Source organism: Shinella sp. 20P9.1.1 (assembly GCF_057798995.1).
Map to the genome: position 1 here is coordinate 19,846 of NZ_JBYOLC010000013.1, position 26,022 is coordinate 45,867.

Below are 26,022 nucleotides of genomic sequence, written 5' to 3' on the forward strand. Positions count from 1 at the left end.
TCCGGGTGGCGGCAAGGAGGCGGGCTGGAAATTTTCGGAAGAAGCGTAAACGGCGGCACGTCGCGCCAACTTGCCGAGGCGGCAGAAAATCGTTATATGCGAGCACATGGAATCCAAATTCGGATGCACGGAAAAGCATGTCGTCGTGCTGCAGGATCACAAGCGCCTGCCGGCACGCTTCTTTGCGCGCGTCTTCGGGACGCTCACCGGCCGCCTATCCTGATCGCTCGCGGTCCTGCAGCCTCGCGCTGTCGATTTCCATGATCCCAAACATGCCAGACGGATGAAAAGCCATGAGCGCACCCCGTACCCTCTATGACAAGATCTTCGACGACCACATCGTCTCCCGCCAGGAAGACGGCACCTGTCTTCTCTACATCGACCGTCACCTCGTTCACGAAGTGACGTCGCCGCAGGCCTTCGAAGGCCTGCGCATGGCCGGCCGCAAGGTCCGCGCGCCGGAAAAGACGCTCGCCGTCGTCGACCACAACGTTCCGACGTCGCCGGATCGCCACCAGGGCATCAAGAACGAGGAGAGCCGCATCCAGGTCGAGGCGCTCGCCAACAACGCGGCGGAATTCGGCGTCGAATATTACTCCGAAAAGGACGTGCGCCAGGGCATCGTGCATATCGTCGGCCCCGAGCAGGGTTTCACGCTGCCGGGCATGACCATCGTCTGCGGTGACAGCCACACCTCGACGCACGGTGCGTTCGGCGCGCTGGCGCATGGTATCGGCACGTCGGAAGTGGAACATGTTCTGGCCACCCAGACGCTGATCCAGAAGAAGGCGAAGAACATGCTGGTGCGCGTCGACGGGAAGCTCCCGGACGGCGTCACCGCCAAGGACATCATCCTCGCCATCATCGGCGAGATCGGCACGGCCGGCGGCACCGGCCACGTCATCGAGTTCGCGGGCGAAGCCATCCGTTCGCTGTCGATGGAAGGCCGCATGACGATCTGCAACATGACGATCGAAGGCGGCGCCCGCGCCGGCCTCATCGCGCCCGACGAAAAGACCTTCGAATATATCAAGGGCAAGCCGCGCGCGCCGAAGGGCCAGGCGCTGGACATGGCGATCGACTACTGGAAAACGCTCTACACGGAAGAGGGTGCGCATTTCGACCGCGTGGTCGTGCTCGATGCCGCGAACCTCCCGCCGATCGTTTCCTGGGGCTCCTCGCCGGAAGACGTCGTCTCCATCGAAGGCGTGGTGCCGAACCCTGACGAGATCGAGGACGAAACGAAGCGAACCTCCAAGTGGCGCGCGCTCGACTATATGGGCCTGAAGCCGGACACCAAGATCACCGACATCGCGATCGACCGCGTCTTCATCGGCTCCTGCACCAACGGCCGCATCGAGGACTTGCGCGCTGTCGCCGCCGTCGTTGAAGGCAAGCAGGTTGCCTCCACGGTCAGCGCCATGATCGTTCCGGGCTCCGGCCTCGTGAAGGAGCAGGCGGAAGCCGAAGGTCTCGACAAGATCTTCAAGGCTGCCGGTTTCGACTGGCGCGAGCCGGGCTGCTCGATGTGCCTTGCCATGAACGACGACCGCCTGAAGCCGGGCGAGCGTTGCGCCTCCACCTCGAACCGCAACTTCGAGGGCCGCCAGGGCTTCAAGGGCCGCACGCATCTCGTGTCGCCCGCCATGGCCGCGGCCGCCGCCATCGCCGGCCACTTCGTCGACATCCGTACGTTCAACTGATCACGGTTCCATCGCCGTAAAATGCAGAAAGGCCGGGAGAAATCCCGGCCTTTTTCGTTTGCGCCGTTCAGGCCGTGGCGCGCCGGAAACCGGGCAGCGACAGGCCGAGCGCGACGAGGAGCAGTGCTGCGGCCACGGTGAATGTCACCTGCATGCCGAAGGCGACGGCGGCCGGCGCCGCGTCGGCAAGATTCTTTGTGCCCGTGGCGGCGGCGAAGATTGCGCCCATCAGCGAGGCGCCGGTGATCAGGCCGAGATTGCGCGACAGGTTGAGCAGGCCCGAGATGACGCCGCGCTCGTCGGCGGCGATGCCGGTCATGACGGCGGCATTGTTGGCAGCCTGGAACAGCTGGTAGCCGGGGGTGAGCACGACGATCGCCGCGATATAGCCGGGCAGGCCGAACAACGCGGAGAGCACGGGCAGGCCGGCCGCGCCGGCCGCCATCGTGGCAAGTCCGGCGGCAACCATGGGGGCCGCACTGAGACGATCGACGAGGCGTCCGGCCAGCATGCCGGTCAGAACGGACACCACGGGGCCGACCGCCAGCACGAAGCCGACCTCCGCCGGGCCGAGGCTGAGCGTGCGCGACAGGTAGAACGGCCCGACGACGAGCGTCACCATGATGACGGTCGCGACGAGGATGTTGGCCGCAAGGCTGGCGGGAAAGCCGGGGCGGCGGAAGGCGGCCGGGCGGATCAGCGGGAAGGCGGTTCGGTTTTGCCTGACGATGAATAGGATCGCACCGATGACGGCTGTGGCGACGAGCGCAGTATTCACAAGTCCGATGCGGCCTTCGCCGGCCGTCATGGCAAGCGCATAGGCGGCAAGCGACGTTGCAAGCAGCACGGCGCCGACGAGGTCGAAGTGGGCTGTGGTGGCGGCCTTGCGGTCGGCGAGCAGGAAATGCCGCACGAGGACGAAGGCGGCGATACCGAAGGGCACGGCGACGAGGAAGATCGAAGGCCAGCCGAAAGCTGAGATCAGCAGGCCGCCGAGCGAGGGGCCGAGTGCGGTGCCGACCGCCGACATCGTGCCGAGCAGGCCCATCGTGCTGCCGATCCGCTTCTTCGGCACGGTCTCGCTGACGAAGGCCATGGCCAGTGCCATCATGGCTGCCGCCCCCGCCCCCTGAACGGCCCTGACGGCGATGAGGAAGGGCAGCGACGGCGAGAGGCCCGCCAGAAGCGAGGCGGCGGAAAACACCGCAAGGCCGGCCAGCAGCAGCCGGCGACGGCCGAAGATATCGCCGAGGCGTCCGATGCCGGCAATCAGCACGGTGCTGGCGAGCAGATAGGCGAGCACGACCCACTGCACGTGCGGGAAGGGGGCGGCAAAGTGCTGTGCCAGCGTCGGCAGGGCGACATTGGCGATGCTCGTGCCGAGCGAGGATAACAGGATGGCGAGCGACAGGCCGGCAAGGGCTCCGACCCTGTTCCGGTCCGCCGTTAAGGTTTCTCTGTCTTGCATGGAGCTGCTCCTTGGTTCTCCAGAGCAGATAGGCCTTTCCCTGATAGGGCGGAATGCGCATGGATTGCACTATATTCGTGCGCCTGACGCCATATCATTCTCCGGCCGGCATGTTAGGATCATGCATGTCCCGGCCCGATCTCAATCTTCTCGTGACGCTTGACGTGCTGCTTGCCGAAGGCAGCGTCGCAAAGGCCGCCCGGCGGCTCCGGCTCAGCCCTTCGGCGATGAGCCGCGCGCTGGCGCGGCTGCGCGACGCCACGGGCGATCCGCTGCTGGTGCGGGCCGGGCGTGGCCTGGTGCCGACGCCGCGGGCGGTAGAACTTCGCCAGCGGGTCGGGCAGATCGTGCAGGACGCGGAGGCGCTGCTGCGGCCGGCCGAGATCCTCGACCTCAAGACCCTTGTGCGAACGTTTACCCTGCGCAACCGCGAGGGCTTCGTCGATACATATGGGCCGGCGCTGCTGGCACGCGTGGCGCTCGAGGCGCCGGGCGTGAAACTGCGCTTCGTGCCGAAGCCCGACAAGGAGAGCACGCCGCTCCGCGACGGGATCGTCGATCTCGAAACGGGCGTGATTGGCGACACGACGGGGCCGGAGGTTCGCGCCCAGGCGCTCTTCCGCGATCGCTTCATCGGCATCGTGCGTGAGGGACATCCGCTGCTCGACGGGCCGATCACGCCGGAGCGCTACGCGGCCGGCGGCCACATCCTCGTCTCGCGCGGCCGGCGCGACCGTGGTCCGGTCGACGAGGTGCTGGCGCTGATGGGACTGTCGCGCACCGTCGTCGTGACGGTGCCGAGTTTTACCGAGGCCGCGACGCTCGCAAAAAACTCCAACCTGATCGCGCAGGTCTCCGACCGGTCAACGGCGTCGTTTCGCGATGGCGTGACAGCTTTTACGCTGCCTGTCGATCTGCCCGACTTCACCGTCTCGCTGCTCTGGCACCCGCGCATGGATGCCGACCCGGCGCATCGCTGGCTGCGAGCCTGCCTGCGCGAGATCTGCCAGCGGCCCTGATGGGCCGTGACTTTCCGGTGAAACAATGCTAAAGGGCCGGCAACTGGGCCGTAAGCCGCACTTCCCGGCATTTCCTGGCCTGCAATGAACTTCAGTCGAGCATGGACCGCCATGGCGCAAAAGCCTGCGCCGGCGCTGCCTGTTCTTGAGGATTGACCCGATGGCAAGCATGGATTTTCTCAACATCGCCGACCCGGTCAAGGCGCCGGTCGTCCGCACCATCCCGGCCGCCGAAAAGCCGACGCTGATCGGCCTGTCGCGCGAGGATATGGGCCGCGCGCTGGTCGAGAAGGGCGTGGCCGAGCGCCAGGTGAAGATGCGCGTCAGCCAGCTGTGGCACTGGCTCTATGTGCGCGGCGTCTCCGATTTCGACGACATGACCAATGTCTCCAAGGACATGCGGGAAATGCTGAAGACGCATTTCACCATCGCCCGCCCGGAGATCGTCGACGAGCAGATTTCCAACGACGGCACGCGCAAGTGGCTGCTGCGCTTTCCCGCGCGCGGCGCTGGCCGGCCCGTCGAGATCGAGACCGTCTACATTCCCGAAGAGGGCCGCGGGACTCTGTGCATTTCCAGCCAGGTCGGCTGCACGCTCACCTGTTCCTTCTGCCACACCGGCACGCAGAAGCTGGTGCGCAATCTGACGGCGGAGGAAATCCTCTCGCAGCTGTTGCTCGCTCGTGACCGGCTCGGCGATTTTCCGGACCGCGACACGCCTGCGGGCATGATTGCGCCTGCCGAGGGCCGCAAGGTCTCCAACATCGTCATGATGGGCATGGGCGAACCGCTCTACAATTTCGAGAACGTCAAGACGGCGCTGCTGATCGCCACCGACGGCGATGGCTTGTCGCTTTCCAAGCGCCGCGTGACGCTGTCCACCTCGGGCATCGTGCCGGAAATCTACCGCACGGGCTCCGAGATTGGGGTGATGCTGGCGATCTCGCTGCATGCCGTGCGCGACGAGCTGCGCGACATGCTCGTGCCGATCAACAAGAAGTATCCGCTGAAGGAGCTGCTCGACGCTTGCCGCGCCTATCCGAGCCTGTCGAACGCCCGCCGCATCACCTTTGAATATGTGATGCTGAAGGACGTCAACGATAGCCTTGAGGATGCCAAGCTGCTGACCCAGCTGCTCAAGGGCATCCCCGCAAAAATCAACCTCATTCCGTTCAATCCCTGGCCGGGCACGAACTATCAGTGTTCGGACTGGGAGCAGATCGAGCGTTTCGCCGATTTCATCAACCAGGCCGGCTATGCCTCGCCGATCCGCACACCGCGCGGCCGCGACATCCTCGCCGCCTGCGGCCAGCTGAAGTCGGAATCCGAACGTATGCGCAAGGTCGAGCGCATGGCCTTCGAGGCCATGATGATCGTCGGCCACGGCGAAGATGACTGAGGCGGTTTTGCCGCAGGCATCTATCAGGAAATGTGATTGATGAAGCGCTTTCCAAGAATTGATCTGAAGGGCCGTTTTGCCTAGAAACGCCCTGAAATCATTCCAGGGAGACCCTTCATGCGTCAACTTCTCCTCGCTCTCGCGGCCACGGTCGCGATTTCTCTTCCCGCAAAGGCCGAAGAGGTCACGGTCGCCGTGACCGCCATCGTCGAACATCCGGCCCTCGATGCCGCCCGTGACGGCGTCAAGGAAGCGCTGGAAGCGGCCGGCTACAAGGAAGGCGAGAACCTGAAGTTCATCTACGAGTCGGCGCAGGGCAACCCCGCGACGGCCGCGCAGATCGCCCGCCAGTTCGTCGGTGAAGATCCGACCGTGATCGTCCCGATCTCCACGCCCTCGGCGCAGGCCGTGGTTTCCGCGACGAAGGACATCCCGGTCGTCTTCACGGCCGTGTCGGACCCGCTCGGTGCGCAGCTCGTCACCGACATGGACAAGCCCGGCGGCAACGTCACCGGCCTTTCCGACCTGTCGCCGGTCGCCGAGCACCTGGCCCTCATCAAGGAAATCCTGCCGAACGCCAAGACGATCGGCTTCCTCTACAATTCCGGCGAGGCGAACTCCGTGTCGCTGCTCGCCGTGCTCAAGGCCGAAGCCGAAAAGGCCGGCCTGACGGTCGTCGAATCCGCTGCGACCAAGTCCGCCGAAGTGCAGGGTGCGGCGCGCGCCCTCGTCGGCCGTGCTGATGCGATCTACGTGCCCACGGACAACACGATCATCTCCGCTCTGGAAGGTGCCGTCTCCGTTGCCGAGGAAGCCAAGCTCCCGCTCTTCACCGCCGACACGGATTCCGTTTCGCGCGGCGCCATCGCGGCCCTCGGTTTCAACTACAAGGACGTCGGCAAGCAGACGGGTGAAATCGTCGTGCGCATCCTCAAGGGTGAAAACCCTGGCGATATCGCCGTGAAGGTTGCCGCCGGTACCGACCTCGTCGTCAACAAGGGTGCGGCCGCCAAGATGGGCGTCACCCTGCCGGAAGCCCTCATCGGCCGCGCGACCCGCGTGATCGAATAAGCTTCGGTCCGACATTGCCAATTGGGATCAACCGCTGCCGGATCGCCGGCAGCGGTTGATCTGTTAAAAAGACCCTTCCCGCACGATCTGCGGAACGGGCGAGAAAGAAAGAAGAGCCGTGAGCCTGATTGCCTTCTGGGGTGCCGTCGAACTGGGGCTGGTCTATGCCTTCGTCGCCGTTGGCGTTTACCTTGCCTTCCGCGTGCTGGATTTCCCTGACCTCACCGTGGACGGATCCTTCCCGCTCGGTGCTGCCGTCACGGCGGTGCTGATCATCGCGGGCGTGAACCCCTGGCTTGCCGCTTTCGTCGCCATGCTGGCCGGCTCCGCTGCCGGTCTCGTCACGGCGATGCTCAATGTGCGCTTCCGCATTCTCAATCTGCTCGCGTCGATCCTGACGATGATCGCGCTGTTCTCGGTGAACCTGCGCGTCATGGGCAAGCCGAATGTCGCGCTGATCAATGCCGAGACGATGCTGAGCCCGTTCTTCGGCCATGGTCTCAGGGATTTCTACGTCCGGCCGCTCTTCATCTTCGTTCTCGTCGTCCTCGCCGTCATCCTCGTCTGGCGCTTCCTGGAAAGCGATGCCGGCCTCTCGATGCGCGCGACCGGGGCGAACGCCCGCATGGCCCGCGCACAGGGCGTCGATACCAACCGCCAGATCTATCTCGGCATCGCGCTCTCCAACGCGCTGGTCGCCCTCGGCGGCGCACTCTTCGCGCAGACCAACGGCTTTGCCGACGTCACCTCCGGTGTCGGCACCATCGTCGTCGGTCTTGCCGCCGTCATTATCGGCGAGACGCTGTTCGGCACACGCGGTATTCTGATGGCGTTGATCGGCTGCGTGCTCGGCTCGATCCTTTACCGCATCGCCATCCAGCTTGCGCTGTCCTCCGACGTGCTCGGCCTGCAGGCCTCCGACCTCAATTTCGTGACGGCGCTGCTCGTCACCGTGGCGCTCGTCCTGCCGCGCCTTCGCCGCGGAGGAGCCGCCTGATGATCTCCGTTTCCGATATCAAGGTCACCTTCGGCAAGGGCACGCCGCTGCAGAAGCAGGCGTTGAACGGCGTCAGCCTCACCATCGAGCAAGGCCAGTTCGTCACCGTCATCGGCTCGAACGGTGCGGGCAAGTCGACCCTGCTCGGCGTTCTCGCCGGCGATGTCATTGCCACGGAAGGCCAGGTGAAGATCGGCACAGCCGACGTCACCCGCCAGGGCACTGCCGCCCGCGCTGGCCGTGTCGCTCGCGTCTTCCAGGACCCGCTGACCGGAAGCTGCGGCGCGCTCTCCATCGAGGAAAATCTGGCGCTCGCCGCCCGTCGTGGTAAACGCCGCGGCCTGTCCTCGGCGCTCGGCCCGCAGCGTCGTTCCATCTTCCGCGAGCGCATCGCCGAACTCAATCTCGGCCTTGAAAACCGCATGCGCGACCGTATGGATTTGCTCTCCGGCGGCCAGCGTCAGGCCGTCTCGCTGGTCATGGCCACGCTCGCCGGCTCCGACGTGCTGCTGCTCGACGAACACACCGCAGCCCTCGACCCCGGCATGGCCGAGTTCATCATGACCCTCACCCAGAAGATCGTCTCCGAGCGCAAGCTGACAACGCTGATGGTGACGCATTCCATGCGGCAGGCCCTCGACTACGGCCACCGCACCGTCATGCTGCATGGCGGCGAGATCGTGCTCGACGTGGCGGGCGACAACCGAAAGAACCTCCAGGTCGAGGACCTGATCGCGATGTTCCGCAAGATGCGCGGCCAGACGCTGGACGACGACGCCCTGCTGATCGGCTGAGGCGCCCATCCTGTCACAATCGAACAAAGGCCGGCTGCACGCACAGCCGGCCTTTGTCGTTATATGCTTTGTTTCCAGCGGCTTGAATGTGGAGCTCGAAGCGGTGCCCCGCGGTAACAAGGCTGCAACAAAACTGTCGCAGACCATCGCTATAGAGAAGCCTCCGGAGGAGCGAACACGCGGCTCTACGCCGCTCTGGTTTTTGTCTTAACCGCATTGTCCGACGCCGAAGCGATGCCGCTTCGGCTGGAAATGCTCTAGAGGGCGAATGTGATGCGGGCTATGGCAATGGAAGCGCTGAAGGCGGTCTATCGATACGCGCGCATTCCCCTCGACAGGTTTCGTCCGTCCGAAGAACCCTTGCGTGTCCTTTTCGTGCGCAGGGCGCCGAAAGAAGTGCTGCGGCAATATTTCCCCGGTGAGCGGGTTCGCTCGCGGGATGGCGGGCCATCACGGTGGGAGTTCTACACGAAATGGGCGCCCTGGCTGCTGGCCGATGGCCGGGCGCGTGTCTATCGTGCGGACAGCCCACTTCCGCGTTTCGTCCAGGCGTTCTGCACGCGCTTTCGCATTCCCACCGTCGATCTTACGCAAACCCGTCCCGATATCCCGGCAAGCTTCCTGACGGTTCTGCCGTCCGGGGGACGTGCATCGGCGGATGCCGAGCGGTCGATCCCTTCCTGGTTCCAGTCCCGTCCGACGCTTCACACGAAAATGGCGCTGGCATCCGGCAAACCGGTCTTTCTCTATGTGCCCTGGATTGCTGAACACGGCGATGCCCTGATGAGCCGCATCGAGGATCCGGCCTACGAGATCCTGCCCTTCGACATCATGAAGGATGTCGACAACAACGAAAACCGCCGCAACATCCTACGCTTCGCACGGTCCCATCCCGATCTCTACCGCCAGATGGTGGTGCGCCGGCTGGTGCCGATCCGCTCGGCCATTGCGGGCGTGATCGTGACGTTCGACTGGGCGCCGGTCATGCGGATCATCGTGAGCGTCTGTCAGGAGCTCGGCATCCCGACGATCCTGATTCCGCATGAATCGGTCTTCGTCGACCGAAGCAAATATTATTGGGATCCCTCCAGCCATGCCTCGATCCCGCTTTCGGATGTGATCCTCGGCTGGGGCAGCCTGCAGAAGGATATCTTCGTCGAGCGCGGCTATCCCGCCGAGCGCTTCCGGATCGTCGGCGCGCCGAAATTCGATACCTATTACGACTATGAACCGATGCTGACGCGGGCGCAGTTCGCGGCGCTGTTTGGCCTCAATCCCGAAAAGAAGATCATCCTTTTTGCTTCGCAGCCGCTGGATTCGCAGCTCGATACCACCCGGGCGCGGGAATCGCAGCGTGCCGCCATCGCCGACCTGCTGCGGTATTGCGAGACCAACAACGCACAGCTCATCGTCCGGCTTCCACCTTCCAAGGACGATATTCTCGGCCTCGTCCTTCGAAACGCGATCCTGCAATCCGCCTATGCGGCCTTCGATGACGCGACCTGCTATCTCGTCGCCCCGGAGGAAGCGCTGTTCCATTGCGATATCGTGACCTCGGTCAACAGCACGATGCTGTTCGAGGGGCTGCTGCTCGGACGCTGCGCGCTCTCGCTGAAATATGTCGAATTCGCGCAGTTCTGGGACCGGGCCGGCATTCCGGTCGTCCGTTCGCTGGAGGAAGCCGCCCCGGTTCTCGACCGGATGCTGGCTGGCCGCTGGGAACGGGACGAGGATGGAATGCAATGGGCGGCGGATATGTTCGGCATCGGCGCGTTCGATGGCCAGGCCGCACCGCGCATCCGCTCTTTCCTATCGGATATGGTTTCAGGGACGATTGCGCCGTCCGCCGCGCCCACGCCCATACAGAAGCTCGCCTCCGGGCAGATGCTGGATGTCGCTGCCGTCGATAGCAACGACGAGCTCCTCGGCACGGCACATTATTTCCTGCCGAAACTTCTCAATATCCGCGCGCTGAAAAGCAGCCTTGGAAAGAGCCTCATGGAAATGGCCTCGGTCGAGGCGTTCTTCCAGGTCGGCCTCAAGGGGCGGGACGCCAAGGAACAGCAGCGCACGGCGCGGCTGCTCGGCAAGCCGGTCGTGATCATCGAGGAGGGGTTCATCCGGTCGTTGAGCACGGGTGTTGCCAGCGAGCCGGCCCTTTCCGTGATCATCGACGATACGACCGCCCATTACGACGCGACGCGCCAGTCCGGCCTCGAGCGGGTGCTCGAGCATGGACGTATCCTTAACAACATCGAACGCCGACGCGCTTTGGCCGCCATCCGGAAGATCGTGGAAGCCCGGATATCGCGATATAACCACGCTCCGGATATTCCCCTGCAGGTTGGGCGGCCCGGTCGGGCGAAGCTGCTCGTCATCGACCAGCGATACGGCAATGAGTCCGTCGAATTCGGCCTCGCCGACGAGCGGGCGTTCGACCGGATGGTGAAGGACGCGCTTGCCGGCTATCCGGACCACGACATCATCGTCAGCGGTTATGTCGATCCGAGCGGCCGGGGCAAGCGGGGCTATTTCGACAAGAGCTTGCCGCAGGTGCCGGCAAAGGATCGCGACCGGGTCTTCTTCATTCAGGAAGAAAGCAACCCCTATGCCCTGATCGATCTCGCCGAAATCGTCTTCGTCGTCTCGTCGCTCACCGGTTTCGAGGCCTTGATGGCTGGCCGTCAGGTTCACTGCTACGGCGCACCCTTCTACGCCGGCTGGGGCCTGACCGTGGATCATTGCGCAACCGGGCGGCGCAGCCGCAAGCGCACGATCGAGGACGTCTTCCACTTCGCCTATATCGAGGCGTCGCGCTACGTGAACCCGCAGACCCATGAGCGGATCGAAGTCGAGGAACTGGTCGATTTCGTGAGCCGGAAGAAGGCGGAACTCCTGCCCGCCGGCAGATCGCCGTCGGTGCGCTTGCCGCAGCATCAGAGCCTGGCCGCCCTCAGCGTGATGCCTGATGTCACCGCGCCTGCGTGAGCAGGATTTTTGCCGCGAAGACCGAGAAGACGCCGGCGAACGTGTAGTCGATGCCGCGCAGCACGTTTGGGTTTCGCTGCAGCTAGGCATCGAACAACTCGCCGCCTGGCTGAACCCGCGCTATCAACTGGGCAACAGTCAAACAGATGATCAGTATCTATTCGTAGGCAAGACCGCATATCTTTCTGGATATGACACCGGCCTCTATACCGCCCATGTCGATGCCTACAACAGTACACTTGAGAACCAAGGTACAATCATCGCACCCAAAGGGATGCAATATCCATGGGCGGCAACGTCGCCGATTCCGCGGCGGCTCTGGAGCCGTTCTTTCATCTTCAAGGCGGTAACCGATTCTACAATGGCTGCCGCAGGACAGGATGATCGTCGATTTATCTCAGATACAGAAAGACAAGATCGACCGCTCGCAGACACTGCGACGACACAAGCCGAGAAGTCAGGCCAGACATATAACCGACAGCTTGTGCCTGCGGCCGATCCCTCCTTTGCGCTCGGCAAGTCCGTTGTGCAGAGCGCAATTTTCAGCATCCAGGCCACACTCAGGTAGAAGCTCCACTCCTCCTGGCGGTGCAGATTTTCCGGACAACCTTTCCTTGGCCTGGTGCGGTACGGGGCCGGCGCGTCGCCCTATAAATTCAAGGACGCTCACCAGAAGACGGCTGCGATACTTTTTGTCTGCTTTGCCAGTTTTCGACGTACCAGCCGGCGACCTCTGCACTGTTTACGAACGTCGCGTTTTCCGCATTCTTGTTCTCTGAGGTCGGCGCGTAATTGTAAGAGCCGCCGATAACAAGGGTTTCATCGATAATGATAAGCTTGCTGTGGGCGGTGTGTTTCGGATGATCGATCCAGACCGGAATGCTGGCGCTGATCATGCTTGGCAGTCCGCTATTTTCCTCTTGATGGGCCTCTTGAAAATCAAGGATCACTTTCACGTCGATGCCTCGATTTTTCGCTCTGACCAGAGCATCAATAATGGGTTTTGCTGTAAACTCGTAAGCTTGAACAAGTATCGATGTTTTGGCGTCATCAATAGCTGCCACAATCTGATTGGAGCAGTGTTCATATGGTGTGAAGCATACGGAAATTTCTGCCGTGGCCGGCCCGTGAATAGTAGCGTCATCTGCTGCGGCATTGACAGTGCACAACGCGCAAATCAGGCCACCATATACTATCTTCCTCATAAATTCTCCATGCCAGAATATTCTTGAAGATGCGCTGGAATATCTCATTCCTCACCAAAACCATGGCAAGAGATGCGAAGTTTTATTGGGTGCGGATAGTGAAATCTACCTCTTGTCGCCATAGAAGCTTGGGATCGCAACCCTAATCCGGTTTTTACGAAATGACCAATCACGCTTTGTGATGGTCTTTTACCGGTCTTCCAGGAAGGTCCGGAAGGCCTCGGCATAGTCCTTGTGCCAGCGCGAGAGCGGCGGGCGGTTTTCGATGATATCGCCGATCGCCCAGGCCATACGGTTCTCGTCGAGTTTGCGCGGCACGTCGTTGTCGGGGCAGAGGATGTAGAAATCGCCGCGCGCGAGGCTTTCGAGCATGAAATCGACGGTCTGGGCCGGCGTCCAGGCGGCATCGGGTTTTTCCGTGCGGTTGCCCCTGGTGAGTGCGGTAAAGACGAAGCCCGGAATGAGGAGATGGGCGGACAGTTTCGCGCCTTCGGTGTTGCGCAACTCGTGCTGGAGCGCCTCGGTGAAGACCTTCACGCCCGATTTGGAGACATTGTAGGCGGGGTTGCCGGGCGGGGTGGTGATGCCCTGCTTGGATCCGGTGTTGATGATGAGGCCGGGCTCGCCATGGGCCAGCATGTTGGGTCCGAAGACCTGCGTGCCATGGATGACACCCATCAGGTTGACCGCGAGGATATGGTCCCAGTTGGCCTCGGCGCTGAAGATCGAGGTGTCCGGCTGGATGCCGGCATTGTTCATGAGGACGTGCACACGGCCGAAGCGTTGCAATACTGCGCGTTCGAGGGCTTCCAGCTCGTGGCGATGGGCGACGTCCGTCTCCACGGCCATGACATTGGCCTCGCCGGCAATGGCTTCGAGTTCGAGGCGGGCGTCGCCCAGCCGGTCGCCGCCGAGATCGGCGATCGCGACGGACATGCCGGCCTCGGCAAAGCGCCGCGCGGCGGCTAGGCCTATGCCGGAGGCGCCGCCGGTGACGACGGCGACATTGTCTTTTTTGATGATGTCCTTGAGGTCGGTCATGGGTTCATCCCCTTCCATGGTCCAGTCCTGCGCAATATGGGGTCGCTTGCGGCGGCGTCAAACCCTGCTTGCGTCAGGATGCGACGGTGCCCGCCCTTGCGTCACGCGCCAATCTCGCTAAAAGTGCCCGCGACACCGGGCCTTCGCGGGTCTTCCGCGGCCCTTCCATGCAACGGACCTCATCATCATGGCATCACATAAAGACGTGAAGAAAGTCGTTCTCGCCTATTCCGGCGGCCTCGACACCTCGATCATCCTGAAGTGGCTTCAGACCGAACTCAACGCCGAAGTCGTGACCTTTACGGCCGATCTCGGCCAGGGCGAAGAATTGGAGCCGGCGCGCAAGAAGGCCGAGATGCTGGGCATCAAGGAGATCTTCATCGAGGACGTGCGCGAGGAATTCGTGCGCGATTTCGTCTTCCCGATGTTCCGTGCCAATGCGGTCTATGAGGGCGTCTATCTGCTCGGCACGTCGATCGCCCGTCCGCTGATTTCCAAGCACCTGATCGAGATCGCCGCCAAGACCGGCGCCGACGCCATCGCGCATGGCGCGACCGGCAAGGGCAACGATCAGGTCCGCTTCGAGCTTTCGGCCTATGCGCTGAACCCCGACATCAAGATCATCGCGCCATGGCGCGACTGGTCGTTCAAGAGCCGCACGCACTTGCTCGAATTCGCCGAAGAGCACCAGATCCCGGTCGCCAAGGACAAGAAGGGCGAAGCGCCGTTCTCCGTCGATGCGAACCTGTTGCACTCCTCCTCCGAGGGCAAGGTGCTGGAAGACCCGGCCGTCGAGGCCCCGGAATATGTGCATATGCGCACCATTTCGCCGGAAGCCGCACCCGACAAGGCGACGATCATCAAGGTCGGCTTCGAGCGCGGTGATGCCGTCTCGATCAACGGCGTGCGCATGTCGCCGGCAACGCTGCTTGCGGCGCTCAACAATTACGGTCGCGACAACGGTATCGGCCGCCTCGACCTCGTGGAGAACCGCTTCGTCGGCATGAAGTCGCGCGGCGTTTACGAGACGCCCGGCGGCACCATCCTGCTCGCCGCGCATCGCGCCATCGAATCGATCACGCTCGACCGCGGTGCCGCGCACCTCAAGGACGAGCTGATGCCGCGTTACGCCGAGCTGATCTATTACGGCTTCTGGTTCTCGCCGGAGCGCGAGATGCTGCAGGCGCTGATCGACAAGAGCCAGACGCATGTCGAAGGCGAAGTGACGCTGAAGCTCTACAAGGGCAATGTCATGGTTATCGGCCGCGAATCGGACAAGTCGCTCTATTCCGACAAGCTCGTCACCTTCGAGGACGACCAGGGCGCCTACGACCAGAAGGACGCCGCCGGCTTCATCAAGCTGAACGCGCTGCGCCTGCGCACCCTCGCCGCGCGTAACAAGCGCGGCTGATCGCGACAGCATTCATGAAAAGGCCCGCTGCCGGAGATGGCAGCGGGCCTTTTTGCGTTTGAAGGCAGGTTTCTTGTGTAAAGCAACGCCACACACTCCTCGTCATCCTCGGGCTTGACCCGAGGATCCATACCACGAGTGGTGCGGATGCATGGATCCTCGGGTCAAGCCCGAGGATGACGGCGGGGAGGAGGCGGGGTCTCGCCCTCGTTATCGCGTTGGCGAGCTACTCCGCCGGTTCCGTCGCAAGCCGTGCCTCGCGGCTGCACACCGCGCGATACCAGGCATAGGAGAGGATTGCCATCAGGCCCATCGCCGGGATGATCGTGCCAAAGGCGAAGAGCGGCACGCCGATGGCGGCGGCGATCAGGCCGGCGAGGAAGCCGGAGCCCATCTGGATGAAGCCCATGGCGGCCGAGGCGGAGCCTGCGATATGCGGGAAGGGCTCCATGGCGGCCGTCATCATATAGGGCATGACGAAGGCGATGCCGAAGGCATAGAGGCCGACCGGGCCCATGACGCTGAGGAAGGTTGGTGTCTCTAGGAGATGCGAGGCGAGTGCGATGAAGATGCTGGCGACGCCGATGAAGGAAAGACCGGCCGGAACGAGCCGATCGGGCGCGAATGTGCGCATCAGCAGGCGCACGGCGACCGTGCCGGCGAAGAAGAAACCGGACTGCATGAGCATACCGACGCCGAACTGGGTTGGCGTCAGGCCGACGCGGTCGATGAGCACGAAGGGCAGCATGGTCGCCTGGCCGTAGAGCGCGCCGACGGCGCCGGCCATGACGAGCGTGGCGGAGACGAAGCGGCTGCTCATGGCGAGTTCACCATAGCCGCGCAGGATGGGGCCGATATGGCCCTTGGCGGGATCGGGCACCGTCGTCTCGCTCATGCAGAAATAGACGGCGCCGCAGGCGGCGAGCGCAAAGCCGACCATCAGGAAGAAGATCGATTGCCAGCCGAACAGGCCGAGTGCGAAGCCGCCGAGTGTGGGCGAGACGGCCGGGCCGATGGCGAGCATCATGCCCACCATATTCATGATACGGGCGGCCTTGGTGCCGGTGAACTGGTCGCGCACGATGGCGCGCGAGACGGTCATGCCGACGGAGGCGCCGATGCCCTGCACGAGGCGGCCGGCGAGCAGCACGCCGACGGTCGGGGCAAAAGCGGCCATCAGACTGCCGACGAGATAGACGGACATGAAGATCAGCGTCGTCTTGCGCCGCCCGAGCACATCGGACGTGGTGCCGGACACCAGCTGCGCCAATGCGAAGCCGGCGAAATAGAGCGACAGCGTCAGCTTGATCGCCGATTCCGTGGAGGAAAAGGCATGCACCAGCTGCGGCATGGCCGGCGTATAGAGCGCCATGGAGACCGGGCCGAGCGCCACGAGGAAGGCGGCGATGATGCTGGTGCGCCGTTCGCTCATGCGCGGCAGTGTCATTGCGCCAGTTCCTTTACGAGGCTTAGCGCGGTGCTGTCTTCCTCAAGGGCCGACAGGTTGGCGCGCAGCCGCTTCAGTTTTTCGCGCATGGCTTCGAGGTCCTGCTCGCCGATGCCGCTCGTTACATGCTGCATCAGTTCGACCTGTTCGTCACGAATATTTCCGATCAGCACGCCGGCGGTCGGTGTCGTGTAGATCAATTTGGCGCGACGGTCGGACGGGTCGGCGCGGCGCTCGATGAAGCCGAGGCTCTGTAGGCGGTCGAGATAGGTCGAAAGCGTCATCGGCTCGATGCCCATGCGCTGGGCGATGTCGAGCTGGCGGCTGCCTTCCAATGTGGCGATACGCACCAGGGTGCGCGCCTCCCCCGGCGTCAGGCCGAGACCGGCAGTAGCGATGCGGCGCTCGAAGGCACTGCGGAGCATGCGGGCAACGTCGATGAGGACGAAACCGAGGGCGTCGGGATCGGGTCTTGAGGGCATGATCGCTTTCTGAGTTATGTAAGTTTAACTTACTATGCGCGGCCGGAATGAACAACCGTCAAGCTAGAGCGGTAGCGCATGGCTGCTTTGCGAAACGGCAAATGCGCCCTTGACGAAACCGCTGCTACGGGCTGGAATACCTTGAGATTCAAGGGGATTCCTTCATGACCAGCTCGATGCTATTCGGCGCCTTCATGGCTGCTCTGCTCTATGTGCTTATCCCCGGCCCGGCCTTTCTCGCCCTTCTCGGCATCGGAGCGGGGCAGGGCCGCAAGGCTGGCGCGCTTTTCATGGGCGGCCACCTCGCAGGCGATCTCCTGTGGTCGACGCTGGCACTCGTCGCCATTGTCGGCGCCAAGACGATCGGCACGATGGTGTTCGACGTGCTGGGTCTGTTGTGTGGCTTCTATCTCGCCTGGATCGGCTGGTCGGCGCTGCGCGCCAAGCCTCGACAGGACGGAGCCGCCGTCATGACCGTCGAACGGCCGCTGCGCCGTGGCCTCGTCTTCGGCCTCACCAATCCCAAAGGCTATCCGGTGGCGCTGGCGACCTTCACGGCGCTGCTCGCCGGCTCGTCCAATGCGCTGGATTTCGATGCGCTGCCGGCCCTGCTCGGTGTGTCCTTCTTCGGCTTCCTGATGGCGGATATCATCCTGATCGGCATCATCGGCGCCGGAATGGTGCGGCGTTTCTACCGCCGCCATGAGTTGGCGATCGTGCGCATGTCCGGCCTGCTCTTCATGGGCTTTGCGGTTCAGGCCGTCTGGCACGCCGCGCCCGGCCTCTTGGGCTGGCGTAAACCTTAAACGACGACAGCGGGAAAGCGGATCGTTACGCGAAGGCCACGATCGTTCGCGCCGCTTTCCAGTGCCATGGTCGCCTCGAAGAGCGTTGCGATCTCCTCGACGATCGGTAGGCCGAGCCCCATGCCGGGGGCATCGCGGTGGTCGCCGCGTGAAAATCGCTGGCGCACGAGGTTGCGGCGCTCGGGCGCGATACCGGGGCCGTTGTCCTCGACGGTCAGCAGCACGGCATCGGCGGCCTGACGCACGCTGACTGTCACCATCGCGCCGTCGCCGACATAGGCGAGTGCATTCTCCACGAGGTTGCGCAAGAGCTCGCCGAAGAGCAGCGGTTCGGCGTGGGCAAAGGCGGGGCCGTCGCCCTCATAACCGAGATCGATGCCGGCTTCGGCGGCCGATGGCACGCGGTCGGCCGTCAGCTGTTGGGCCAATGCCGCGATATCGATCGGGGCCGGTTTCTGCGGCTCGTTGGAGCCGGCGGCATCGATCTTCGCCATCAGCAGGAGCTGGGCGAGAATACGCTCGGCATGGGCCACGGCGGCATCGCCCTTGCGGGCGGCCTCCTGCGCCTCCTCCAGCGTATTGGCGCGGCCGGCGAGCGCCAGCTGGGTGCGGATAATGGCGAGCGGCGTTCTGAGCTGATGGCTTGCATTGCCGGAAAAATGCCGCAGCGCATCGAGCGCCGATTGCAGGCGCACCATGAAGGAATTGACGGTCACGACGAGGCCCTGCACCTCGCTCGGCACGCGCTGCTCGATCGGGTGCAGGTCGTTCGGATTGCGCTCGGCAATCGCATCGCTCAGCCGGTAGAGCGGGCGCAGCGACACGGTGACGGCGATCCAGACGATGGTGGCGGCACCCGCGATCATCATTGCCAGCCGCAGCGCCGAGCGCAGCAGGATGGCCTGCGCGAGCTGGCGGCGGGCGATGGTGGTCTCGGCGACCGTTACGGCGAAGGGCACGGAATTGATGCCGGTCGAGGCGGAGCGTTGCAGCACGGCGATGCGGATCGGCTCGCCGCGGAACGTGGCATCCTGATAGGCGGTGGACTGTCCCCGCATGTCGAGGATGGTCGGCAGGGTCTGGTAGCCGGTGATGAACTGGCCGGGCGGCCCATCGACGCGGTAGAACACGCGGTCCTGTGCCGCCGAGGTCAGCATTTCCAGCGCGACATAGGGGATGTCCACTTCCAGTGCACCGTTTTCCGTCACCACGACGCGTTCGGCGATGGCGAGCGCGGAGCCGGCCAGTACGCGGTCGGAGACGACATTGGCGGTCTTCACCGCCTCGCGCCAGGTATCGATGAGCGCGGCGACGCCGATGACGGCCGTCGAGACGAGCAGCCAGGCGAGCAGGCGGCGGCGCAGCGAGGAGGCGGGAAGGAGGGTCAAGCCGCGCTCGCCTTGTCGAGGTAATAGCCGATGCCGCGGGCGGTGCGCACGGTCAGGCCATGCGGCGCAAGGCGTTTTCTGAGCCGGCTAACATATTGTTCGATGGCATTGGCGGAGAGGTCGTCGTCGAAGGCGGCGAGCGACTGCATGATCGCCTCCTTGGAGACGACTTTTCCCGCGCGCATGAAGAGGATTTCCAGAAGACCGACCTCGCGGGCCGGGATATCGAGCGGCGCGCCGTCGGCGGAGAAGGTGCGGGAATTGAGATCGAGCGCGATGGCACCATAGCTGATTTCCGAGGATCGCAGGCCCGCCTGCCGGCGCAGCAGCATGCGCACGCGCGCCTCGAATTCCGAGATGTCGAAGGGCTTGATCATATAGTCGTCGGCGCCGAGATCGAGGCCGCGCACCCGTTCGTCCGGGGCGCCGCGCGCCGTCAGGATCAAGACGGCGGCCCTACTCTGGCGAGCGCGCATGGCGCGGAGCACGTCGAGCCCGTCCATTTCGGGCAGGGTCAGGTCGAGGATGACGAGATCGAAATTCTCCGACGCGATGGCGGCATCCGCCGAGGTGCCGTCGCGCACCACGTCCACCGCATGGCCCGTGCCCTTGAGGATCGCGAAAAGGCCATCCGCCAGGGCTTCGTTGTCCTCGACCAGTAGAATGCGCAAGCGTGTCGTCCTCCCCGCCAGACCTTAGCCGTGGCGGGCGGGCTTGTGAACGGCCTTGCGCTTTGGCAAGGTCGCGCCATGCGTCTTGTCCTCACCCTTCTCGCGCTGCTTTCCGCGCCGCTCTCCGCTTTCGCCGATGCGACCCTGTTTCCGGCACGCGACGGCAATGCGCAGGCGCCCGTTCTCGTCGTCTATTCCTCGCTCGACGAGCCATTGGCGCGGCCGATGATCCGCGGGTTCCAGGCGGCCAATCCCGATGTCGCCGTGCGCTATGAGGAAATGCTGACCGGCGAGGTGCATGACCGCATCGTGCACGAGACCGATGCCGGCGAGAAGACCGCGGATTTTGCCTTCTCCTCAGCGATGGATTTGCAGGTCAAGCTCAGCAATGACGGTTATGCCCAGCGCAGCGACCTGCCGATGAGCGATCGCTGGCCGCAATGGGCCAACTGGCGCAACACGGCCTATGCGCTGACCTTCGAGCCCGCCGTCTTCGTCTATCACAAGCCGAGCTTCAAGGGCAGAAAGCCGCCGGCCTCGCGGGCGGAGTTCGTGGATTACCTGAAGAGCGAGGGTGAAAAGGTCTATGGCCGTATCGGCACCTATGACATCGAGCGCTCGGGCGTCGGCTTCCTCTTCATGGCACGCGACCAGGAACAGTTCGGCGATATCTGGACGGTGATCCAGGCGATGGGTGCGGCCGGTGTCAAGCTCTACTCGACGAGTTCGGCGATCCTTGAACGCGTCGCCGACGGGCGCTTCGTGCTCGGCTACAACATCCTCGGCTCCTATGCCGCCGACTGGGCCTCGCGCGATCCGAATGTCGGCATCGTGCTGCCGAAGGACTATACCGTCGTGATGTCGCGCATCGGCCTCGTGCCGCAGGCAGCGGCCTCGCCGGACCTCGGCCGGCGCTATCTCGCCTTTTTCATGTCGAAGGAAGGCCAGGAAATCCTGTCGCGCGAATTGCAGATCGCCGCCGTCAGCCCCGATGTCTCCGGCTCCAACACGGCGCGCACCATGAGCGCGCTGCTCGGCGCGCAGCTGAAACCCGTTCCCGTCAGTCCCGGCCTGATGGTCTATCTCGACCAGGTCAAGCGCGCCCGGCTGATCGCGCGCTGGAACGAGGTTCTGCGCAAGCAATAGGCCGGATTTTGCGGCTTTAATAACCCGTTTGGCCTCTCGACAACACGCCGCTGCGCTCCATGTCAGTTAGATGTCAGCTTCTTGTGCTGGTTTAGGGCTCTTCATCGTCCGTGGAGGCGGACGGGAGATCGGGAGGAGACTTCAGCCGACTGTTTTTGCGCCCGCGAACCCAAACGTTCGTGCCGCCACGGCTGCCTATCCCCCGCCATGGAAACGTGCGCGAAAACCGCGCCTGACGGAGGACAGACCTTTGAAACATTTCTTCCTGGCATCCCTTATCGCCGGCGCCATGGCGCTTCCGGCCTTTGCTGCCGACTATTCGATCATCGCGCCGGCCGGCCCCGGCGGCGGCTGGGACCAGACGGCCCGCTCGATCCAGACCGTTTTGCAGGATGAGAAGATTTCCGGCAGCGTGCAGGTGACGAACGTTCCGGGTGCCGGCGGCACGATCGGCCTTGCCCAGTTCGCCAGCCAGAATTCCGGCAACCCGAACGCCCTCATCGTCGGCGGCTATGTCATGGTCGGCGCGATCCTCACCAACCAGTCGCCGGTCTCGCTGAAGGACGTCACGCCGATCGCCCGCCTCACGGGCGAATACGAAGCGATCGTCGTTCCCGCCGCCTCGCCGATCCAGAACATGGAAGACCTGATCAAGGCCCTGAAGGCCGATCCGGGCGCCGTGTCCTGGGCTGGCGGCTCGGCCGGCGGCACGGACCACATCACGGCCGGCCTGATCGCCAAGGCTGCTGGCGTCGATCCGACCAAGATCAACTATATCGCCTACGCCGGCGGCGGCGAGGCGCTGGCCGCCATTCTCGGCAACCAAGTGACTGCGGGCATTTCCGGTTACGGCGAGTTCGAAGGCCAGGTGAAGGCCGGCACGCTGCGCCTGATTGCCATTTCCAGCGACGCGCGCATCGAAGGCATCGATGCGCCGACGATCAAGGAAGGCGGCCTCGACGTCGTCGTCCAGAACTGGCGCATGGTGGCGGCTGCTCCCGGCCTCTCGGCCGAGCAGGTGACCGCGATCAACGGCGACATCGAGAAGATGGTCAAATCCGCCGCCTGGAAGGACATACTGAAGACCAAGGGCTGGCAGGATACCTATCTCGCCGGTGACGCCTTCAAGGCGCAGCTCGACAAGGATGTCGCGGCTACCGAAAGCATCCTCAAGGACATCGGGCTCGTCAAATGAGCGAGGTCCCGTCCTCCCAATCGCGAGGAAAGCGCCGCCCTGACCGGGCGGCGCTGGTCATCGGACCCGCGCTCCTCATCGTCGCCGCCGTGATCTGGTGGGATGTCGCCCGCATCACCGCCGTCAGCAATGTCGCGCCCATCGGCCCCGCCACGGTGCCGCACTGGATCGCGATCGGCCTTGTGATTCTCGGCATCTGGACCATTTTCGAGGCCTGGCGCGGTGATTTCCCGGTGCGCGAGCCCGTTGCCCGCATGCCGGTCATCTGTCTCGTCGCGGGCCTCGCCGCGCAGATGCTGCTCCTCAAGCCGGCCGGCTTCTCGATCGCGACGGGCCTGCTCTTCGCGCTCACCGCCTGCGGCTTTGGCCGGCGCAAGCTCTGGGCGACCATCCCCATCGGCATCGCGCTGTCCTTCGTCGTCTGGGTGATCTTCGCCAAGCTTCTGCAGCTATCTCTGCCTGCCGGGCCGCTCGAACGCCTGTTTTTCTGAAGGGGCGACAGACCATGTCGACATTCGAATTCTTCCTGCAAGGCCTTGCCGTCGCAGCCTTGCCGATGAACCTGCTCTATGCGCTGATCGGCGTGACGCTCGGCACGGCCGTCGGCGTGCTGCCCGGCATCGGCCCGGCGCTCACCGTGGCGCTGCTCCTGCCCGTCACCTACAAGCTTGACCCGGCCGGCTCCCTCATCATGTTCGCCGGCATCTACTACGGCGGCATGTATGGCGGCTCGACGGCCTCGATCCTGCTCAACACACCTGGCGAAAGCGCCTCGATCGTCACGGCGCTCGAGGGCAACAAGATGGCGCGGGCGGGGCGCGGCGGACCAGCGCTTGCGACAGCCGCCATCGGCTCCTTCGTCGCTGGCCTCATCGCCACGCTGGCGCTCGCCTTCATCGCGCCCTTTATCGTCAAGCTCGCGCTGGTCTTTGGCCCACGCGAATATTTCGCGCTGATGGTGCTCGCCTTCGTGACGGTCTCATCGGCCTTCGGCGATTCCACCCTGCGCGGCCTCACCTCGCTCTTCGTCGGCCTGACGCTCGCGATCATCGGCATCGACCAGCTGAGCGGCCAGACACGCCTGTCCTTCGGCATTCCCGATCTTCTTGACGGCGTGGAAGTGACGACGCTGGCGGTCGCGATGTTCGCCATCGGTGAATCGCTCTACATCGCCTCCAAGGGCGATTCCGAGCCGGACAAGATCGAGGCCGTAAAGGGCTCGGTCTGGATGAACGCGGACGATTGGGCGCGCTCGTGGAAACCGTGGCTTCGCGGCACCGCGATCGGCTTCCCGATCGGCGCCATGCCGGCCGGCGGCGCGGAGATCGGCACGTTCCTCTCCTACGCCACGGAAAAGAAGCTGAGCAAACATCCGGAAGAATTCGGCCACGGCGCCATCGAAGGCGTGGCGGGGCCGGAAGCGGCCAACAACGCATCGGCCGCCGGCACGCTGGTTCCGCTCTTGACGCTCGGTCTTCCGACCTCGGCGACCGCCGCCATCATGCTCGCCGGCTTCCAGCAATACGGCCTGCAACCGGGGCCGCTGCTGTTTGCGACCAATCCGCAGCTCGTCTGGGGCCTCATCGCCAGCCTGCTGATCGCCAATTTCATGCTGCTGGTGCTGAACCTGCCGCTGATCGGCCTGTGGGTGAAGCTGCTCAGCATCCCGAAGCCCTGGCTCTATGCCGGCATCCTGGTCTTCGCCACGCTCGGCACGATCGGCGCCAATCCGTCGGTCTTCGAACTCGGCATGCTGCTCGCCTTCGGCCTGCTCGGTTTTGCCATGCGGCTGTTCGGCTATCCGATCGCGCCCGTCGTCGTCGGTCTGATCCTCGGGCCGATGGCCGAGCAGCAGTTGCGCCGCGCGCTGGCGATCAGCCAGGGCGACGTGACGGCTTTGTTCATGTCGCCGATCGCCGTCCTGCTCTTCGGCCTTGCCTTCCTCGCCGTCGCCGTGCCGCTTATCCTGCGCGCCCGCGGCCGAGGTGAAGTTCTCTCGCAGCTTGCGGCCAACGAGGACTGAGTCTTTCCCAGAGGTGCTGAAACAATGCAGGCCGGAAACGCCCGTTTCCGGCCTGCATTCGTTGCATGGCTGGGCTGACAAACCGGCTGTTGTACTTTTCGACCTAAAACATCATCTTGTGCTCGTAAGCTAAAACAGAAAGCGAGCATTCCAATGACCTCCCTCCGCAATTCCTTCGCCCAGGGCTTTTTCGGCCGGGCCTTCGCCGTACTGAGCGCTGCCAACGCAGCCGCCGCGGCCGTTGAAGGGCACCGCCGCCCGAGGGAACGCGACCTCAAGACGCTCGGCATCGACCCCGCCGGCTTCCCGCGCTCCTAACGCGACAAGAGAATTTCCCGATAAAAAGGCCCGCTGGTCGCAAGACCAGCGGGCCTTCTGTATTTTGGCGTTGCTTTGAAAGAAAAGCCGGCCGTCGAAACGGCCGGTCCAATGTCTTTAAGCCTTGGTCTCGCCAAGCTGTGCGGCGACGCGGTCGCCGGCATGGGGGGCCGCATGATGCCCCAGTTCCTTTTCCCGCCTGTTATAGCGGATGGAGGACCACAGCGAGATGCCGATCAGCGTCGCGCCGCCAAGGCCGGTGATGACCTCGGGGATGTGCACCAGGGTCTGGCAGTACATGACGACCGACAGGATCAGGATCGCATAGAACGCGCCGTGCTCCAGGTATCGGTATTCGGCAAGCGTGCCCTTCTCCACCAGCATGATGGTCATCGAGCGAACATACATGGCGCCGATGCCGAGACCGATGGCGATGACGAAGAGGTTCTGCGTCAGCGCGAAGGCGCCGATGACGCCGTCGAAGGAGAAGCTGGCATCGAGCACTTCCAGATAGATGAAGGCGCCGAGGCCGCCCTTTGCCGCTGCCGACATGGTCTTCTGCGACGCATCGAGCAGGCCGCCGACGACTTCGACCGCGAGGAAGGTCAGGAGGCCATAGACCGCCGCATGCACGAAGGTGTTGGCCTCAGCCGGCTCCAGCAGCTTGGAGAAGCCGATGATCAGCGCCAGAACGAAGGCGATCTCGATGCCCTTGACGGTCGCCGAGCGCGCCATGTGCTTCTCGATGAAGCCGATCCAGTGCACGTCCTTCTCATGGTTGAAGAAGTAGGTGAGGCCGACCATCATCAGGAAGGTGCCGCCGAAGGCGGCGATGGGCAGATGCGCCTCGTTCATGATGCGGGCGTATTCCGCCGGCTCGCGGGCGGCGAGGATGAGCGCATCGATCGGGCCGATGCCGGCGGCGATGACGACGATCAGGAGCGGGAACACGATGCGCATGCCGAAGACGGCGATCACGATGCCCCAGGTCAGGAACCGGTGTTGCCAGACCGGCGTCATGTCCTTGAGCTTGTTGGCATTCACGATGGCATTGTCGAAGGAGAGCGAAATCTCCAGCACCGCGAGAACGGTACAGATGAAGAATACGGTCGCCATGCCGGAAATCGTTCCGGTCGTCTGCCAGCCCAGCCACGCGCCGAGCGCGAGGCCGATGACCGTCGAGATGAAGGCCCATTTGAGATAGGAGAGGGTGGTCTTGCCTTCGCCGTTGCCGATCATGACAGCGCCTCCATATCAACGGAGGTTCGGGAAGTGAGATTGCGCATACCACGACGGGCATGCGGGTAAGGCATGGTCAGGATGTTCATGTGCGTTTGAATCCGCCGGCTAATTGCTGGCGGTACCGACATCACGAGAGCGCCGTAAAAACTCTCGCCAGAGGGGCCCGGCACCAGGGTTCGTCGCGGCAAGGATGTCAAAAGGCCGCGAA

General features: G+C 63.7%; 22 protein-coding genes and 1 pseudogene. 14 read left to right on the forward strand and 9 right to left on the reverse strand.

Annotated features, from left to right (window positions below):
* Positions 1-293: 293 nt before the first annotated feature.
* The gene (gene leuC / locus AC27VQ_RS20725) at positions 294-1,703 is read left to right on the forward strand and encodes a 3-isopropylmalate dehydratase large subunit (RefSeq protein WP_488717778.1); all 1,410 of its coding nucleotides are present in this window, start codon (positions 294-296) and stop codon (positions 1,701-1,703) included.
* A 67-nt stretch (positions 1,704-1,770) separates the two neighbouring features.
* Here the strand turns inward: leuC and AC27VQ_RS20730 are convergent, their stop codons facing one another.
* The gene (locus tag AC27VQ_RS20730; RefSeq protein WP_488717779.1) at positions 1,771-3,171 is read right to left on the reverse strand and encodes an MFS transporter; all 1,401 of its coding nucleotides are present in this window, start codon (positions 3,169-3,171) and stop codon (positions 1,771-1,773) included.
* A 125-nt stretch (positions 3,172-3,296) separates the two neighbouring features.
* Between AC27VQ_RS20730 and AC27VQ_RS20735 the strand changes: the two genes are divergently transcribed.
* From AC27VQ_RS20735 to AC27VQ_RS20760, 6 genes are all read left to right on the forward strand, one after another.
* Entirely contained in the window at positions 3,297-4,190 is an 894-nt protein-coding gene (locus tag AC27VQ_RS20735) for a LysR family transcriptional regulator (protein ID WP_488717780.1), read from the forward strand.
* Between the two features lie 160 nt (positions 4,191-4,350).
* Entirely contained in the window at positions 4,351-5,589 is a 1,239-nt protein-coding gene (rlmN, locus tag AC27VQ_RS20740; protein WP_488717781.1) for a dual-specificity RNA methyltransferase RlmN, read from the forward strand.
* A gap of 117 nt (positions 5,590-5,706) precedes the next feature.
* Positions 5,707-6,660, forward strand: a complete 954-nt coding sequence (locus AC27VQ_RS20745; protein WP_488717782.1) for an ABC transporter substrate-binding protein — start codon at positions 5,707-5,709, stop codon at positions 6,658-6,660.
* 118 nt (positions 6,661-6,778) lie between these two features.
* Positions 6,779-7,657, forward strand: a complete 879-nt coding sequence (locus tag AC27VQ_RS20750; RefSeq protein ID WP_488717783.1) for an ABC transporter permease — start codon at positions 6,779-6,781, stop codon at positions 7,655-7,657.
* The gene (locus tag AC27VQ_RS20755) at positions 7,657-8,451 is read left to right on the forward strand and encodes an ABC transporter ATP-binding protein (RefSeq protein WP_488717784.1); all 795 of its coding nucleotides are present in this window, start codon (positions 7,657-7,659) and stop codon (positions 8,449-8,451) included. Before AC27VQ_RS20750 ends, AC27VQ_RS20755 begins: the two co-directional genes overlap by 1 nt.
* A 273-nt stretch (positions 8,452-8,724) precedes the next feature.
* Complete coding sequence (locus tag AC27VQ_RS20760) at positions 8,725-11,439, forward strand: capsular polysaccharide export protein, LipB/KpsS family (protein WP_488717785.1); 2,715 nt, start codon at positions 8,725-8,727, stop codon at positions 11,437-11,439.
* On the opposite strand, the pseudogene AC27VQ_RS20765 reads toward AC27VQ_RS20760, so the two are convergent.
* The 3 genes and pseudogenes from AC27VQ_RS20765 to AC27VQ_RS20775 all read right to left on the reverse strand — a co-directional run.
* Positions 11,423-11,521 (reverse strand): annotated as a pseudogene (locus AC27VQ_RS20765) (LysE family translocator); the annotation flags it as partial. The gene AC27VQ_RS20760 and the pseudogene AC27VQ_RS20765 overlap by 17 nt on opposite strands.
* Positions 11,522-12,095: 574 nt before the next feature.
* Entirely contained in the window at positions 12,096-12,644 is a 549-nt protein-coding gene (locus tag AC27VQ_RS20770; RefSeq protein ID WP_488717786.1) for a phospholipase D-like domain-containing protein, read from the reverse strand.
* A 189-nt stretch (positions 12,645-12,833) separates the two neighbouring features.
* Positions 12,834-13,685: an SDR family NAD(P)-dependent oxidoreductase gene (locus tag AC27VQ_RS20775; protein ID WP_488717787.1), complete on the reverse strand. Its 852-nt coding sequence runs from the start codon at positions 13,683-13,685 to the stop codon at positions 12,834-12,836.
* A gap of 187 nt (positions 13,686-13,872) precedes the next feature.
* On the opposite strand from AC27VQ_RS20775, the gene AC27VQ_RS20780 reads away from it, so the two are divergent.
* Positions 13,873-15,096 (forward strand): argininosuccinate synthase, encoded by a 1,224-nt coding sequence (locus AC27VQ_RS20780; protein WP_488717788.1) that lies wholly within the window; start codon positions 13,873-13,875, stop codon positions 15,094-15,096.
* Between the two features lie 226 nt (positions 15,097-15,322).
* On the opposite strand, the gene AC27VQ_RS20785 is transcribed toward AC27VQ_RS20780, so the two are convergent.
* A complete protein-coding gene (locus tag AC27VQ_RS20785) occupies positions 15,323-16,543 on the reverse strand; it encodes a multidrug effflux MFS transporter (protein WP_488717789.1) in 1,221 nt (406 codons plus the stop codon).
* Positions 16,540-17,025 carry a MarR family winged helix-turn-helix transcriptional regulator gene (locus AC27VQ_RS20790; RefSeq protein WP_488717790.1) on the reverse strand — a complete coding sequence of 162 codons (486 nt, stop codon included), beginning with the start codon at positions 17,023-17,025 and terminating at the stop codon, positions 16,540-16,542. Before AC27VQ_RS20790 ends, AC27VQ_RS20785 begins: the two co-directional genes overlap by 4 nt.
* A 164-nt stretch (positions 17,026-17,189) precedes the next feature.
* On the opposite strand from AC27VQ_RS20790, the gene AC27VQ_RS20795 reads away from it, so the two are divergent.
* Positions 17,190-17,831 (forward strand): LysE family translocator, encoded by a 642-nt coding sequence (locus tag AC27VQ_RS20795; protein WP_488717791.1) that lies wholly within the window; start codon positions 17,190-17,192, stop codon positions 17,829-17,831.
* Here AC27VQ_RS20795 and AC27VQ_RS20800 read toward each other — a convergent pair.
* Both AC27VQ_RS20800 and AC27VQ_RS20805 read right to left on the reverse strand, forming a co-directional pair.
* Positions 17,828-19,219, reverse strand: coding sequence for a sensor histidine kinase (locus tag AC27VQ_RS20800; RefSeq protein ID WP_488717792.1), 1,392 nt, complete (start codon positions 19,217-19,219; stop codon positions 17,828-17,830). The genes AC27VQ_RS20795 and AC27VQ_RS20800 overlap by 4 nt on opposite strands.
* Positions 19,216-19,890 (reverse strand): response regulator, encoded by a 675-nt coding sequence (locus AC27VQ_RS20805; protein ID WP_488717793.1) that lies wholly within the window; start codon positions 19,888-19,890, stop codon positions 19,216-19,218. The genes AC27VQ_RS20800 and AC27VQ_RS20805 overlap by 4 nt, the downstream gene beginning before the upstream one ends.
* 78 nt (positions 19,891-19,968) lie before the next feature.
* Here AC27VQ_RS20805 and AC27VQ_RS20810 point away from each other — a divergent pair, with 78 nt between their 5' ends.
* The 5 genes from AC27VQ_RS20810 to AC27VQ_RS20830 all read left to right on the forward strand — a co-directional run bounded on the left by AC27VQ_RS20810 (position 19,969) and on the right by AC27VQ_RS20830 (position 24,572).
* Entirely contained in the window at positions 19,969-21,036 is a 1,068-nt protein-coding gene (locus AC27VQ_RS20810; protein WP_313527974.1) for an ABC transporter substrate-binding protein, read from the forward strand.
* Between the two features lie 250 nt (positions 21,037-21,286).
* On the forward strand, positions 21,287-22,231 hold the full coding sequence (locus AC27VQ_RS20815) for a Bug family tripartite tricarboxylate transporter substrate binding protein (protein WP_313527972.1): 945 nt from the start codon (positions 21,287-21,289) through the stop codon (positions 22,229-22,231).
* Positions 22,228-22,722, forward strand: a complete 495-nt coding sequence (locus tag AC27VQ_RS20820; RefSeq protein WP_313527970.1) for a tripartite tricarboxylate transporter TctB family protein — start codon at positions 22,228-22,230, stop codon at positions 22,720-22,722. Before AC27VQ_RS20815 ends, AC27VQ_RS20820 begins: the two co-directional genes overlap by 4 nt.
* A 14-nt stretch (positions 22,723-22,736) precedes the next feature.
* Entirely contained in the window at positions 22,737-24,254 is a 1,518-nt protein-coding gene (locus AC27VQ_RS20825; protein ID WP_488717794.1) for a tripartite tricarboxylate transporter permease, read from the forward strand.
* Positions 24,255-24,407: 153 nt separating this feature from the next.
* The gene (locus tag AC27VQ_RS20830; protein WP_199564225.1) at positions 24,408-24,572 is read left to right on the forward strand and encodes a hypothetical protein; all 165 of its coding nucleotides are present in this window, start codon (positions 24,408-24,410) and stop codon (positions 24,570-24,572) included.
* Between the two features lie 117 nt (positions 24,573-24,689).
* On the opposite strand, the gene AC27VQ_RS20835 is transcribed toward AC27VQ_RS20830, so the two are convergent.
* Positions 24,690-25,811: a DUF475 domain-containing protein gene (locus AC27VQ_RS20835; protein ID WP_488717795.1), complete on the reverse strand. Its 1,122-nt coding sequence runs from the start codon at positions 25,809-25,811 to the stop codon at positions 24,690-24,692.
* Positions 25,812-26,022: the final 211 nt, after the last annotated feature.

Bases quoted from the DNA above. Each gene is read 5' to 3' on its own strand.
- leuC (WP_488717778.1), top strand. From the start codon at position 294: ATGAGCGCACCCCGTACCCTCTATGACAAGATCTTCGACGACCACATC.
- AC27VQ_RS20730 (WP_488717779.1), bottom strand. From the start codon at position 3,171: ATGCAAGACAGAGAAACCTTAACGGCGGACCGGAACAGGGTCGGAGCC.
- AC27VQ_RS20735 (WP_488717780.1), top strand. From the start codon at position 3,297: ATGTCCCGGCCCGATCTCAATCTTCTCGTGACGCTTGACGTGCTGCTT.
- rlmN (WP_488717781.1), top strand. From the start codon at position 4,351: ATGGCAAGCATGGATTTTCTCAACATCGCCGACCCGGTCAAGGCGCCG.
- AC27VQ_RS20745 (WP_488717782.1), top strand. From the start codon at position 5,707: ATGCGTCAACTTCTCCTCGCTCTCGCGGCCACGGTCGCGATTTCTCTT.
- AC27VQ_RS20755 (WP_488717784.1), top strand. From the start codon at position 7,657: ATGATCTCCGTTTCCGATATCAAGGTCACCTTCGGCAAGGGCACGCCG.
- AC27VQ_RS20760 (WP_488717785.1), top strand. From the start codon at position 8,725: ATGCGGGCTATGGCAATGGAAGCGCTGAAGGCGGTCTATCGATACGCG.
- AC27VQ_RS20770 (WP_488717786.1), bottom strand. From the start codon at position 12,644: ATGAGGAAGATAGTATATGGTGGCCTGATTTGCGCGTTGTGCACTGTC.
- AC27VQ_RS20775 (WP_488717787.1), bottom strand. From the start codon at position 13,685: ATGACCGACCTCAAGGACATCATCAAAAAAGACAATGTCGCCGTCGTC.
- AC27VQ_RS20780 (WP_488717788.1), top strand. From the start codon at position 13,873: ATGGCATCACATAAAGACGTGAAGAAAGTCGTTCTCGCCTATTCCGGC.
- AC27VQ_RS20785 (WP_488717789.1), bottom strand. From the start codon at position 16,543: ATGACACTGCCGCGCATGAGCGAACGGCGCACCAGCATCATCGCCGCC.
- AC27VQ_RS20790 (WP_488717790.1), bottom strand. From the start codon at position 17,025: ATGCCCTCAAGACCCGATCCCGACGCCCTCGGTTTCGTCCTCATCGAC.
- AC27VQ_RS20795 (WP_488717791.1), top strand. From the start codon at position 17,190: ATGACCAGCTCGATGCTATTCGGCGCCTTCATGGCTGCTCTGCTCTAT.
- AC27VQ_RS20810 (WP_313527974.1), top strand. From the start codon at position 19,969: ATGCGTCTTGTCCTCACCCTTCTCGCGCTGCTTTCCGCGCCGCTCTCC.
- AC27VQ_RS20820 (WP_313527970.1), top strand. From the start codon at position 22,228: ATGAGCGAGGTCCCGTCCTCCCAATCGCGAGGAAAGCGCCGCCCTGAC.
- AC27VQ_RS20825 (WP_488717794.1), top strand. From the start codon at position 22,737: ATGTCGACATTCGAATTCTTCCTGCAAGGCCTTGCCGTCGCAGCCTTG.
- AC27VQ_RS20830 (WP_199564225.1), top strand. From the start codon at position 24,408: ATGACCTCCCTCCGCAATTCCTTCGCCCAGGGCTTTTTCGGCCGGGCC.
- AC27VQ_RS20835 (WP_488717795.1), bottom strand. From the start codon at position 25,811: ATGATCGGCAACGGCGAAGGCAAGACCACCCTCTCCTATCTCAAATGG.